Annotated in this window: 11 protein-coding genes and 1 pseudogene; 3 read left to right on the top strand and 9 right to left on the bottom strand. The window is 65.9% G+C overall.

Features of this window, described 5'->3' with window-relative positions; translation table 11 throughout:
• Positions 1-12 precede the first annotated feature (12 nt).
• From DL238_RS00535 to DL238_RS00510, 6 genes and pseudogenes are all read right to left on the bottom strand, one after another.
• Positions 13-1,023 (bottom strand): phytoene/squalene synthase family protein, encoded by a 1,011-nt coding sequence (locus DL238_RS00535; protein WP_115490484.1) that lies wholly within the window; start codon positions 1,021-1,023, stop codon positions 13-15.
• The gene (locus DL238_RS00530; RefSeq protein WP_115490483.1) at positions 1,020-1,601 is read right to left on the bottom strand and encodes an LOG family protein; all 582 of its coding nucleotides are present in this window, start codon (positions 1,599-1,601) and stop codon (positions 1,020-1,022) included. The genes DL238_RS00535 and DL238_RS00530 overlap by 4 nt, the downstream gene beginning before the upstream one ends.
• Positions 1,602-1,757: 156 nt before the next feature.
• Positions 1,758-1,967, bottom strand: a pseudogene (locus tag DL238_RS16265) (endonuclease domain-containing protein); the annotation flags it as partial.
• 121 nt (positions 1,968-2,088) lie between these two features.
• Positions 2,089-3,600, bottom strand: a complete 1,512-nt coding sequence (locus DL238_RS00520; protein ID WP_115490482.1) for a phytoene desaturase — start codon at positions 3,598-3,600, stop codon at positions 2,089-2,091.
• Positions 3,593-4,819 (bottom strand): lycopene beta-cyclase CrtY, encoded by a 1,227-nt coding sequence (gene crtY / locus DL238_RS00515; RefSeq protein WP_115490481.1) that lies wholly within the window; start codon positions 4,817-4,819, stop codon positions 3,593-3,595. The genes DL238_RS00520 and crtY overlap by 8 nt, the downstream gene beginning before the upstream one ends.
• A 43-nt stretch (positions 4,820-4,862) precedes the next feature.
• Positions 4,863-5,609 carry a DUF2059 domain-containing protein gene (locus DL238_RS00510; protein ID WP_181883771.1) on the bottom strand — a complete coding sequence of 249 codons (747 nt, stop codon included), beginning with the start codon at positions 5,607-5,609 and terminating at the stop codon, positions 4,863-4,865.
• A gap of 145 nt (positions 5,610-5,754) precedes the next feature.
• On the opposite strand from DL238_RS00510, the gene DL238_RS00505 reads away from it, so the two are divergent.
• Positions 5,755-6,633, top strand: a complete 879-nt coding sequence (locus DL238_RS00505) for a MipA/OmpV family protein (RefSeq protein ID WP_115490480.1) — start codon at positions 5,755-5,757, stop codon at positions 6,631-6,633.
• Positions 6,634-6,660: 27 nt separating this feature from the next.
• Here the strand turns inward: DL238_RS00505 and DL238_RS00500 are convergent, their stop codons facing one another.
• The 3 genes from DL238_RS00500 to DL238_RS00490 form a co-directional block, all read right to left on the bottom strand.
• Positions 6,661-6,969: a transcriptional regulator gene (locus tag DL238_RS00500; protein ID WP_115490479.1), complete on the bottom strand. Its 309-nt coding sequence runs from the start codon at positions 6,967-6,969 to the stop codon at positions 6,661-6,663.
• The gene (locus DL238_RS00495; protein WP_115490478.1) at positions 6,966-7,412 is read right to left on the bottom strand and encodes a hypothetical protein; all 447 of its coding nucleotides are present in this window, start codon (positions 7,410-7,412) and stop codon (positions 6,966-6,968) included. Before DL238_RS00495 ends, DL238_RS00500 begins: the two co-directional genes overlap by 4 nt.
• Before the next feature lie 183 nt (positions 7,413-7,595).
• Positions 7,596-9,656, bottom strand: coding sequence for a S9 family peptidase (locus DL238_RS00490; protein ID WP_115490477.1), 2,061 nt, complete (start codon positions 9,654-9,656; stop codon positions 7,596-7,598).
• Positions 9,657-9,787: 131 nt separating this feature from the next.
• Here DL238_RS00490 and DL238_RS00485 point away from each other — a divergent pair, with 131 nt between their 5' ends.
• Together DL238_RS00485 and DL238_RS00480 are read left to right on the top strand one after the other, a co-directional pair.
• Entirely contained in the window at positions 9,788-11,059 is a 1,272-nt protein-coding gene (locus tag DL238_RS00485; RefSeq protein ID WP_115490476.1) for a metal-dependent hydrolase family protein, read from the top strand.
• A gap of 121 nt (positions 11,060-11,180) precedes the next feature.
• Positions 11,181-13,001, top strand: a complete 1,821-nt coding sequence (locus tag DL238_RS00480; RefSeq protein ID WP_115490475.1) for a DUF885 domain-containing protein — start codon at positions 11,181-11,183, stop codon at positions 12,999-13,001.
• Positions 13,002-13,175: the final 174 nt, after the last annotated feature.

Here is a 13,175-nt window from a genome sequence, read left to right as displayed (position 1 = left end):
CGGGCCGCAGGTCTACCACCCGGCGACGGGGCGCAGATCCTCGCGCTTGTAGGGCGGCCATTCGACGGGTTCGGGCGCGCGGCGGGTCACCGCTTCGAAGAAAGCGCCGCCGACATGCCACAGCTTCTCGTGGAAGGGCACGTAGACGCGGCGGTTCCATGCATATTGCCCGCGTTCGAGCACTTTCTGTCCGATCGCGCCGTAGATGCGCGCGGCGGACAGAACTGCCCAGCGCTGGCGGAAGCGCAGGTGCTTGGCGCCCAGCCGCGCGGCATCCTCGTATTGTTTCATCCGGTGGACCAGCCGCGCGACGACGCCTGCAAGCGCAAACCGGTTTTCCTCGTCGGCGTAGTTCTCGCGGCTCAGCCCCGCGTCGGCCAGCCAGTCTTCGGGCAGGTAGCAGCGCCCGGCGCGCGCATCTTCGATGACGTCGCGCGAGATATTGGCGAGCTGGAACGAGAGGCCCAGGTCGCACGCCCGGTCGTAAATGAAGCTGTCGTTGGGCGCGAACATCACCCGCGCCATCAGCACGCCGACTGCGCCCGCGACGTGGTAGCAATAGCGCATCAGCTCCTTCTCGGTGGTCGGGCTGAACCCGTTGGCGTCCATCGCAAAGCCTGAGATGACCTCGTTCACCATGTCGAGCGTGATGCCCGCCTCGCCCGCGACCTGGCCCAGCGCATCGAATGCCGGATCGGCTGTGGCCCCGCCTTCCAGCGCGCGGCGGGTGAGCACCTTGATCGCCTGCAGCCGGTCCTCGATCCCCGCTTGGTCGCCGAGTTCGCCGCCGAGGTCCTGCGCATCGGCCAGGTCGTCGCACCGGCGGCACCAGGCGTAGAGCATCCACACACGCTCGCGCGTCGGCCTGTCGAACAACTTGGAGGCAAGCGCGAAGCTGCGCGATCCGTCCGCGATCATCGCATAGGATTCGCGTACGAGCCCGGCGCGGTCCCTGCCGCCCCCGGCGCGCGGGATCGACGGGCGCACGAAGCGCGAGGGGACAAGCGGTCGGGTCTGGGTCACAACTGGTCGGCACTCATGCGGTAGATCGGTGTATTGGGGATATAAGATTCCAGCTTGTCGAGCAGTTCCGGCAAACCGTCCGCAACCTGCAAAATCTCGCGATGTGTTGCGCGAATGAAACCCGTATCGGCCATCCGGTTTACGAATTCCACAAGACCATCGTAAAAACCGAAGGCGTTGAGCAGCCCGACTGGCTTTTCGTGGTAGCCGATCTGCGCCCAACTGAGCGCCTCGAACAGTTCGTCCATCGTCCCCGTGCCGCCCGGCAGGGTCACGAAACCGTCGGCCAGATCGGTGAAATGCGCCTTGCGTTCGTGCATCGTGTCGACCGTGATCAGCTGCGTGCAGTCGTGGTTGGCGAACTCGCGCTCCACCATCGCGTGCGGGATCACGCCGATCACCTCGCCGCCTTCGGCAAGCGCACCCTGCGCCAGCGCGCCCATCAGGCCGAGCCGCCCGCCGCCATAGACGACGCCGATCCCGCGGCGGGCGAGCTGCGCGCCCACATCGCGCGCCAGCTCGATATAGCGCGGATCGGGCGGGGTGGCGGAGCCGCAATAGATGGCGAGGCTTTTCACAGTTCCTCCCCGGCACGGGGAGGGGGACCGGCCGCAGGCCGGTGGAGGGGCACGGTGTGTTCTCGCATACGCTCTCTGCAAATTTCGGTCAGACGGGTTAACGACCGGCTCGATATCCGCAAGGATCAGGTTTGCCGGAACGCGCGTGGTCGCAATGCCGCGCGACTTCAGAAAGGCAGATCGGTTGGCATCGCGAAGGGTGGCATCTGCGCTATCATGTGCCATGCCGTCCACTTCGACCGCGAGCTTTGCCTTCGTGCAATAAAAATCGAGCACATAGTCACCGGCCGGGTGCTGGCGCCGGAACTTGAACCCGCCGGGACGTTTCCGCAGCTCGGCCCATAGCAAGGTCTCGGGCAGCGACATCTCGCTGCGAAGTTTGCGTGCCATTTTGACCGTCTGGCGGGGACCCGTGATCACGGAGCGTGCCCCTCCACCATTCCCGGATCAAGTCCGGGACTGGTCCCCCTCCCCGTTCCGGGGAGGATCATGTGAGATCCTCGATCATCAGCCCCGCCGTTGCCTTCGCGCTGCCGACCACGCCGGGAATCCCTGCGCCCGGATGGGTGCCTGCGCCGACGAGGTAGAAGTTCTTGATCACGTCGTCGCGGTTGTGGCCCCGGAAATACGCGCTCTGCGTGAGCACCGGCTCGAGGCTGAAGGCGCTGCCGAGGTGCGCGTTGAGGTCGGCCGAGAAATCGCTCGGCGCGTAGTGGAACTTGGTCACGATCCGCTCGTGGATGTTCGGCACCAGCCGTTTGCCGACCTCGTCGAGGATGCGTTTTTCCAGCAATGGCCCGACCTCGTCCCAGTCGACCGGCAGCTTGCCCTGATGAGCGACCGGGACCAGCGCATAGAAGGTGCTGTGCCCCGGCGGCGCCATGCTCGGATCGCTCTTGCTCGGGTGGTGGAGGTAGATCGAGAAATCCTCGGGCAGCACGCCGTGCTGGTAGATGTCGTCGAGCAGGCCCTTGTAGCGCGGGCCGAACAGAATCATGTGGTGCGCGATGCCGGGCCAGTTCCCTTCCAGCCCGAAATGGACCACGAACAGCCCGGGGCTGTAGCTCTTGCGCTTGAGCCTGCGCCCCATGCTCCACCCGCGCTGCGACTTGCCGAGCAGGTCGCGGTAGGAATGCATGATGTCGGCGTTGCTGGCGACCGCGTCGAAGGTCTGCACGAAACCGCTCTGGGTCATCACGCTCTTGGCGCGTTTGCCGTCGACATCGATGCCGACCACCGGATCGCCCACGCGCATGACGCCGCCGAGCCGCTCGAAATGGCGGACCATCCCCGCGATCAGCTGGTTGGTGCCGCCCTTGGTCCACCACACGCCGCCGTCCATCTCCAGCTTGTGGATCAGCGCGTAGATGCTGCTCGTCTTCATCGGATTGCCGCCGACCAGCAGCGTATGGAAGCTCAGCGCCTGGCGCAGCTTCTCGTTCTCGACGAACTTCGACACCATCGAATAGACGCTGCGGTAGGCCTGCTTCTTCGCCAGCGCGGGCGCGGCCTTCAACATCGACTTGAAGTCGAGGAAGGGCACGGTGCCAAGCTTTACGTAGCCTTCCTCGTAGACCCCGGCGGAATATTCGAGGAAGCGCTGGTAGCCTTCGACGTCCTTCGGGTTGAGCTTGGCGATCTCCGCGAACAGCTCGTCGTGGTCGTTCGAATAGTCGAAATTGGTGCCGTCGGGCCAGTTGAGGCGGTAGAAGGGCATGACGGGGGTCAGTTCGACATCCTTCGCCATGTCGTGGCCCGAGAGGGCCCAGAGTTCCCTCAGGCAGTCGGGATCGGTGACGACCGTGGGCCCGCCGTCGAAGGTGAAGATGCCCTTGTCGGTCTCCTTCTCCCAGAAATAGGCGCGTCCGCCGGGCTTGTCGCGCCCCTCGATCACGGTCGTCGCGATCCCCGCGCTCTGCAGTCGGATGGCGAGCGCCATGCCGCCGAAGCCGGCTCCGATCACGCATGCACTGGAAGTCTTTGAGTGGCTGTCAGCCATGATCGTGCGGTCCTTGTGGTGAGGAGGGGGCGGGAGAAGAAGTATCGGGAGCGAGGGCGGGCTGGTTGCCCGCCAGCGCGCGCAGGGCACGCGGGATGGGAACGGGCGGCTTGCCGGTAAGGGTCCGCAGCTTGTCCGCAGCGCTCGACCTCCCGGCGTAGAACCGTTCGATCAGCCCCGCATCGAGGCGATAGAAGCGCGAGAATATGCGGTAGCGTTCCTCGGGCTTCGCCGCCCCGAACAGCATCTTGCCGAGCATGCGGTAGAAGCCCGTGCGCTTCCACACGCGCCTCGCATGCGCCTCCAGCAGGGCGGCCATCTGTTCGCCCGGTAGGTCGCGGTTCTGCGCGACCAGCAGCGCGGTCTCGACCGCGAAGGGCAGGGTGTAGCTCGTCAGCGGATGCGCGATCATCGCGCGCGCGCCCGCCAGCGCGACGCCGGGCACGCGGACCTCGCGCTGGTAGCGGGGCAGGTCCCCGCCCGTCACCACCGGCAGCACGCCGGTTTCGTAGGCCAGCGGATCGCCGTGCCAGCCCAGCCGCTCGCAATAGCGATCGATCCGGCCCGACAGCGCCGCGCGGTCGAGCACGGGCGTGTCCTGGTAATAGGTATCCTCGACGAACAGCTCGTCGGCGGCCAGCGGCAGGGTGTAGACGAAGCGGAACGCGCCGAGCTGGCGGACCTTGGCGTCCATCACGATCGGGCGGTCGACCCCGTGCGGCTCGGGCGTGCGCAGGTGGCGGCCCATGAAGACCTGCCAGCCGCCCTCGAAGGCATCGGAAGGGATGTATCCACGCGCATCGATCACGCAGCGCGCATCGATCCGCTCTCCGTTCGCGAGCGTGCATCCCCGCGCATCGACCTGCGCCACTTCGCGGCTGGTGTGGATCGTCGATTGCGCCAGCTCGCGCCGCAGCGCAGCATCGAAGTCGACCGAGGAGAGCGAGACGTAAGTGCTGTCCAGCCGCCGCGAATGTTCGGGGAAATGGACGTCGTAGCCGGCGGGCCAGTGGATCTTGCGAAAAGGGCCGAGCAGCGCATGCCCCTCGGCCGCCAGATCGCTTTCGAACCAGCTCCAGCGATGATTGCCGCCCAGCCGCTCACCCGCCTCGACGAGCACGACCGAGAGCGCGGGATCGGCCCGGCGCAGGGCGAGCGCGATGAGTCCCCCGGCGAGGCCGCCGCCCATAATGGCAAAGTCGGCACGTGATTGCGTCATCGCGCAATCCCTTATGGGCAATCGGGCGTCACGCAAATGGTGACTATAGCCCGCATGTCTCCATTTGCGCGGCGATCGCGGTGTTCATCGCCGCGTCCAGCCGTTCGTTGAATCCCGGAATGAGGTCGCGATTGGCGATCTCGAGGCGCAGCGCGGTCACTTGCGGCGCGAGGGCCTCGAACTTCGGAAAGGCGGGGATGGCTACGATCTCGCGTTCGATTTCCTCAAGCTCTTCCTGGCTCAGGCCCGAAATCATGCCCGCGACCATCCGCCGGGTATCGGATTCGGCGTCGCGTTCGTCGATCCTGACCGGCATATCCGGGCCGCTCGGCACGCTGCCCGCGATCGACTTTTCGAAATTGAGGTTCGCATTGACGCCCGAGAGGATGCGCTGCCCGCTCTCGCTCTCGTAGAACGCGGCGAGCTGCCTCGCCTCCTCCCCGGTCAGCTCTTCCTCGAACAGGGCAGCCATTTCGGCGCGGGTGACGCTGCGCTCGACATTGCCGTATTCGATGATGAGCGGACCCGACACGGCCATGATCGAATCGACCAGTCCCTCGCATCGGCGCTCCATCAGGACGAGGTTGGGGTCGCGCATCATCACGGTCCGCATGTCGCGCAGGACCGCCTCGATCGCGGCCTCGTGCACCGATCGGGCATTGATTGCCTCGGCCAGCCGCGCGTGGCTGCTGGCCTGCTGCGCTGCCGGGGGAGAAATCGAACCGTCCGCCCGCGCCGCAAGGGCCGTGGGGACGAGAAGTGCCATGGCGGCAGCGATCAGGATTTTCATCGCCCGATCAATCAGCTGGTTGCGATCACGTGGCAATCTGTCCTTTGTTGCTCTGGCGCAACTCGCCGACGGGCGCATCGCATAGTGCTGGAACGTTGGTCGGCTCGGCCCGTTCGGGCGAGGAACCGGGAGAATTTTAGACCATATGCGCAGTTTCGCACCATCTTTCGCCGCCGCCATCCTCGCCGGCGTGTTCGCCACGACCCCCGCATGGGCGCAGACGCCTGCGGCCGATTCCGGATCCGATACGGCCGGCCCGGTCGATGCCGGGGTGTTCGATGGCGACTGGGTCCAGATCGGCGTCGGGGTGGGCTTCGCGCCCGAATATGACGGGTCGGACGATTACGAGGTCTTCCCGCTCCCGCTGATCCGGGGCAGCCTCGGCGGGGTCGATATCGAACCGCGTGCCGCGGGCGCGGCGCTCAATTTCATTCCCGACCGCAGCGGTCCGGTCGGCTTCTCGTTCGGCCCCGCGCTGCGTCTGCGCACCAGCCGCACCGGCGATATCGAGGATCCCGTGGTGGCCGCGGCGGGCGAACTCGACACCGCAGTCGAAGTCGGCCCCAGCGCGGGCGTCAGCTATTCGGGTCTGCTCAACCCCTACGACAGCATCAGCTTCAGCGTCGACGCAAGGTGGGACATCGCCGGCGCGCACGAAGGCTTCACCGTCAGCCCCGGCATTACCTACTTCACGCCGGTCAGCCGCGGCGCCGCCGTCAGCCTTGCGGTGTCGGCCGAGCACGCCGACGACAAGTTCAACGATTACTACTACTCGGTCACGCCGAGCCAGGCGCTCGCCAGCGGCCTGCCGACCTACGACGCGGGCGCGGGCTTCAACCGGGTCGGGGCCAATCTGATCGGCGGGTTCGACCTCGACGGCGATCTCACCAATGGCGGCCTCGCGCTGTTCGCCATCGGCGGATATTCGCGCGTGATCGGCGATGCGGCGGACTCGCCCTTCGTCGCCCAGCGCGGCAGCCGCGACCAGTGGCTGGTCGGCGGCGGGGTCGGCTATACGTTCTGATCGGGACACGGCCCCGACCCTCGGCGATCACCGCGCCCCCACTGCCTGTTCGGCCGCGGCAGCAAGTTCGCGCAGCGCATTCATGTGTGAGGCAAAGGCGCTTCGTCCGGTCCGGGTCAGCGATGCCCAGGTGCGTTGGCGTCCGTCGCGCGGTGCCTTCACGATCTTGACATAGCCGGCTTCGGAAAGGGCGGTGAGGTGTTTCGAGAGAACGCTGTCGCTCACTTGGGTCACCTCGCGGATGGTCGCGAATTCCACCTCGTCGGCCCGCGCCAGCATGGCGGCAATCTGCAACCTTGCCGGAGCGTGCAGGGTCAGGTCGATTTGCGAGCTCATGCCCGGCCCGCCTTCAGATCCGACCGGTAGATTTTTTCCCATAGCAGGCTGAGAGCCGTGCTGCCGATCAGCAGTATCGCTGCGATCGCCCAGAACAGCGGGCTCGTCAGAGGACTATCGACCAGCATGATGGTTGCCGCCAGCGACGCGGCGAGCAACGCGAACTGGAGTACCAAGACCCAGCCGGTGCGGCCCTTTTGGTACCCGCTGACGAACATGCCGTGGCGCGTCTTGTCATCGCGCACGACGAGGAAAACCAGCAGCACCACGAGAGCCAGCACGGGCATCCGCGCCGCACTGGGCAGGGCGATGGCCAGCAGCACCAGCGCCATCATCGCGCCGAAAATCGCGTGCCGCCAGAACGGCCAGCGCATCCGGTCGGCCATCGCACGATCGGTATTCCTGACGGCATCCAGTGCCGATTGTGCTTCATTCTTGTCCATCGGAGGGTCCTTCACTTTCCAATATGGAAAGAGGTAGGCGTGACTTTCCGATTCGGCAAGTCAAAACTTTCTATTTTGGAAAGTGTCGCATTCGGTAGGGCACGATGGGCACGAAAAAGGGCGCGCAGGTCATCCCTTGCGCGCCCCATTCTGGTTCGATTTTTCCCCGATCTGGGCGGGAAATCAATCCTCGCTGTCGTCCTCGCTATCGTCGTCGATATTCAACTCGGGGCGTGGTGCGGGCATTTCGGCCTTGCGGTCGCCCGTCTTCAGATAGGTTTCGAACCAGCGCATCATGCGCAGGTTGTAGTCGTAGCGCGACGCGGCGCGGGCATTGCCGTGGCCTTCGCCAGGGAAGAGGACCAGCCGCACCGGCGTGTCGGGCTTGCGCACCTTGATGTTGCGATAGAGCTCGTAGCTCTGGCTCGGCGCGACGCGCGTGTCTTCCGCCCCGTGCATGATCAGGATCGGCGTTTCAGCCTTGTCGACGTGGTAGATGGGGCTGACTTCGAGCATGCCCTGCCAGTCTTCCCACGGCCACTTGCGCGCGTGGACATTGTACATCTCCATCGGAATGTCGGTCGTGCCGAACTTGCTGATCTGGTTGGAAATGCCCACGAACATCACGGCGGCGGCGTATTCCGCGCTCAGCGCGGTCGCGCCCCAGGCGCTGGCGTAGCCGCCATAGCTGCCGCCGGTGATCCCGGTGCGATCGGGATCGGCGATCCCGTCCTCCACCAGCGCGCGCTTGGCATCGACGATGTCGTTGAATTCCTTGCCCGCATAGTCGTTCTGGTGGGCCTTGGAAAAGGCGGTGCCATAGCCGGTCGAGCCGCGATAATTGGGCAGGAACACGGCATAGCCCATGCCCGCCGCGACCTGGCCGGGATTGCTGTAGCCGGTCACCCAGCCGTTCGATTCATGGGCTTCCGGCCCGCCGTGCACGTCCATGATCAGCGGAGCGCCACCGCGCGGCGTGCCGCCGACCGGCTCGACCAGCACGCCTTCGACCTGCTGGCCGTCGCGCGCGGTGTAGGTGTAGGTTCGCTGGTCGCCGAAGGTGATTTCGGAAAGCCATGGGTTGTGCTGCGTCCAGCGGGTGAAGCCATTGCCATCGAAGGCGAACAGCTCGCCGGGATGGCGCGGGCTGTTGGCGGATACGAACAGCGATTCGCTGCCGCCGTTTTCGAGGCTGGTGAGGATCAGCGCGCCCGGATCGACTTCGCGCGCCACGCTGCCGTCGGCGTTGTAGATGCGCAAAATCGTGTCCGCCCCCTTGTCGACGATCACTGCGAGGCGCCCGTCGCTCATCCATTCGGTGTCGCCCGCCGCCTCGGCCGCGCCTGCGTTGAGCGCGCGGTATTCGCCGGTCGCCACGTCGACGAGATGGAGCGTGGTCGCCGCCGGATCGTTGACGTCGATCCCTGCGACCATCGATAGCTGGCGTCCGTCGGGCGAGATCTCGATATCGCCGAGCTTGCCGGGGGTTGCGACCTCGCGCAGCACGCGGCCGTCGGCAAGGTCGAGGATGGCGATCCGTGTCGAGGTATAGGTGTCGTCGATCGCGGGGGTCGGCTGGCTCTCGATCACGCCGTAGCGGTTGTCGGGCGTCACCGCGAAGCTGGTGACGTAGCCGTGCACGGTGATCTCGCGCGGCTCGGCATCGATCTCCTCGCCGCCAGCCTGCGCTGCGAACAGCCGATTGAACTTCGATTCCTCTTCGTAAACGATCGCGTTGAAGCCGTCCTCGGCCTCCGCCTCGCGATCCTCGTCGCTCGCCGGGCTGGCCAGCAGGTAGAGCGTGCTCGCGTCGGGCCCCCAGGCGTAGCCGCGCACGCCCGCATCCTCGATTCCCGCAAGCTTCACCTGCGCGCCGCCATCGACGGGAATGCCCCAGACGGCGCGGTCCTCCTCGTCCTTCGACCACAGGAAGCTGACCATGCGCCCGTCGGGCGAGAACTTGACGCTCGACACCGACACGTCCTCGGGCAGGAAGACGCGGGCATTATCCGGCCCGTATGCCATCTTGAGCTGCTGCGAATAGAAGCCGTTCTCCTCCCCCTCGGTCACATCGGGCAGGCTGGCGGTGGTGTAGGCGACGCGCGTGCCATCGGGCGAAACCGCGATCGCGCCGAGGCTATCGAGGCTGGCAACGTCTTCGGGCGTCATCGGGCGCGCCTGCGCGGTGGCGGTCAGCGAAACGCCAGCGAGCAGCGTGGCGGTGGCGAAAAGCGTTCGGGTCATCGGTATCCTCTCGTTCGTTCGTGTCGCGCTATTTCATACAGGGTGGGCGTATGTCGACAACCGGAGGGCGTTCTGCTTGCGCGGGAGCGACCGGGAAGGCATCAACGCGCGCAGCAAGGGGGGAAGTGAATATGCGTATCCTGTTCTCGATGATCGCAAGCTGCACGGCACTGCTGGCCGCGCCGGCGGTGGCGCAGACGACGCTCATCCACGCCGGTTCGGTGCTGGCGGATGCGGCGGGCGAGCCGAGCGGCCCCTCGACCATTATCGTCGAGGACGGACGCATCGTCGCGATCGAGGCGGGCTACCGCACCGCTGCTGGCGACGCGCAGGTGATCGACCTGACCGGCAAGACCGTGCTGCCCGGCCTGATCGACCTGCATGTGCACCTGACCGGCGATCCGGGCGGCGATTTCTGGAAGGAAGCCACCGAAGCGGACGAATGGGGCGTCGTGGTCGGGGCCAAGAACGCGCGGCTGACCGCGCTCGCGGGCTTCACCACCGTGCGCGAGGCGGGCAGCGGGCCGCAATCGGCTTTCGCGCTGCGGCGCGGCACGGCGGAGGGGATGATTCCCGGTCCGCGGATCGTCGCCGCCGGACCTGCGCTCGCGATCATCGGTGGGCACGGCGACGTCAACGGCTTCCGTCCCGACGTCAACGAGCTGCTCGATAGCGGCTTCACCTGCACCGGCGCCACCGAGTGCGCGGCCAAGGTGCGCCTCGCCAGCCAGAACGGCTCCGACGTGATCAAGATCACCGCCACCGGCGGCGTGCTCAGCCAGCAGGGACGCGGCCTCGGCGCGCATTTCTCCGACGAGGAAATGAGCGCGATCGCGGACACCGCGCACTCGCTCGGCCTCAAGGTCATGGCGCATGCGCACGGCGCGCGCGGGATCGAGGCGGCGGCGCGCGCAGGGATCGACACGATCGAGCATTCGACCTTCGTCGACGAGGCGGCGGCGCGCGCGATGCGCGAGAACGGCACGATCCTGATCCCGACGCTGATGGCGTTCAAGGGCGTCAGCGAAGGGCTGGGCAAGGGCATCTACACCCCCGTGGTCGAGGAGAAGATCCGCGCGGTCTACGACCAGGCGCAGGTCTTCATGCGGCAGGCCCACGAATGGAACGTGCCGATCGCCTTCGGCACCGATGCGGGCGTCTTCGACCACGGCCGCAATGCCGAGGAATTCGCGCTGATGCGCGCGCAGGGCATGAGCGACCGCGAAGCCTTCGCCAGCGCCACCACCGTTGCCGCCCGCGTGCTCGACATGGAAAGCGAAATCGGCCGGATCGCACCCGGCTATTCGGCAGACATCATCGCGGTCGACGGCAATCCGCTGGACGACGTCAGCGTGCTGGAAGACGTCGGTTTCGTGATGGTGCGCGGACGCGTGATCGAGTGACGCGCTGGGGCGATGCAACGTCGCCCGTCGATGCAGGCATTGCGCTTGCAGAAGGCGATTGGCGGTCGCGCGGCGCCGGGCTAGGCCTTCGCGCGATCATATTCCTGGGGAGACCACCGACATGACCATCCGCCACCTGCTGACCGGCGCCGCCGCGCTCGCGCTGATCACGACGCCCGCCGTCGCATTCGCGCAGGATGGCGCAGCGCAGTCGACGACGAGCGCGCAGCAGTCCGAACACGACAAGCTGTTCGCGCTGTTCGCCGATTCCGACGCGCGCAGCCTCGAGCTCAATCCGCTCAGCCGCCTGTTCCGGGGCGACGACGAGAATGCCGACCGGCTGGGCGATTACCTGACCGATGCGGCGTTCTACGCGAGCCTGCGCGACACGCAGCTCAACGTCGCGCTGCTCGAACAGATCGACCGCGCGAAGCTGACCGCGACCGACCAGCTCGCCTATGACGTGTTCCTCTACAACCAGGAGCAGTCGCTCAAAGGCAGCACGCCCGAAATCCGCGCGCTGACCGAAGTGCGCCCGGTGAACCACTTCAGCGGCTTCCACACCTTCTATCCCAATTTCGCGAGCGGGACGGGCGCGGCTCCGTTCAAGACGATCGCGAATTACGAGGACAATCTCAGCCGCCACGACGATTACATCGCCATCACCGACCGCTCTATCGATGCGTTCCGCGAAGGGATGGAGACCGGCGTGGTCGAGACCAAGCTGACGATCCGCAACGTGATCTCGCAGCTCGACACCCAGCTGGCGATCCCGGTCGAGGACTCGCAGTTCATGGGCCCGACGAAGATGTATCCGGAAGATTTCTCGGACGCCGACAAGGCGCGTCTGACCGAGGCCTATCGCGCCAAGACCGAGGAAATCTATGCTGCGCACGAACGGATGCGCGATTTTCTCCGCGACGAATATCTCGCCGCGGCGCGCGAGGAGGTCGGCCTCAGCGCGATGAAGGGCGGCGAGGTGCTCTACGAACAGCTGATCGAAAGCACGACGACGCTGCCGCTGGAGGCGGACTACATCCATGATCTGGGCCTGTCCGAAGTCGCGCGGATCAAGGGCGAGCTCGAAGCGCTGAAAGCCGAGGTCGGCTTCGAGGGCACGCTCAACGAATTCTTCGACTACGTGCGCACCGACGAGCAGTTCAAGCCCGAGAGCCGCGAGGCGCTGACGCAGAGCTATTACGACATCGGCGAACAGGTGGACGAAAAGATCGGCGACTACTTCTCGCTCGTCCCCAAGACCGAGCTCAAGATCGAGCCCTACGATCCTTCGATCGAGCAGTTCAGCGCGGGCGGTTCGTACCAGTCAGGCACGCCCGACGGATCGCGGCCGGGCACCTTCTTCTTCAACGCCTACGACCTGCCCAGCCGCCTGACGACGGGCAACGTCACCCTTTACCTGCACGAAGGCGCGCCGGGGCACCACTTCCAGATCAGCCTCGCGCAGGAAAACGAGGACCTGCCCGCCTTCATGCGCTTTGGCGGGACGACGTCCTATGTCGAGGGCTGGGCGCTCTATGCCGAAACTCTCGGCTACGAGATGGGCTTCTACGACGATCCCTGGAACCGCTACGGCACATTGCAGGACGAGCAGCTGCGCGCGATGCGGCTGGTGGTCGACACCGGCCTGCATTCGAAGGGGTGGACGCGCGAGCAGGCGATCGATTTCATGCTCGAAAATTCGGGCATGACGCGCACCGAAGTCGTCTCCGAAGTCGAACGCTACATCGCGATTCCCTCTCAGGCGCTGGCCTACAAGATCGGCGCGCTCAAGATCCAGGAACTGCGCGAGCGGGCCGAGACGCAGCTGGGCGATGCCTTCGACATCAAGGAGTTCCATGCGCAGGTGCTGGGCACCGGCGGCCTGCCGCTGCCCGTGCTTGAGGAGAGGATCGACCGCTGGATCGCGAATGGCGGCGGCTGACTTCCGCTACGCGGGTTCCGGTGAGCCCCATCAGGGGCGCTCCAACCGATCTGTCGCAATGCGGGGCGGAGGGTGGATGCCGCCCGTACCTGGCTTGCGCGGCGACCTGCCATCCTGCATATAACAATTGTTAATCGACGTTTACCGATCGGCCGCCATCGTCTCGTAACCGCG

The organism is Alteriqipengyuania lutimaris (assembly GCF_003363135.1).
GTDB lineage: Bacteria > Pseudomonadota > Alphaproteobacteria > Sphingomonadales > Sphingomonadaceae > Alteriqipengyuania > Alteriqipengyuania lutimaris.
The sequence above is the reverse complement of the archived record's forward strand: the minus strand, read 5'-3'. Positions and strand labels throughout refer to the sequence as shown.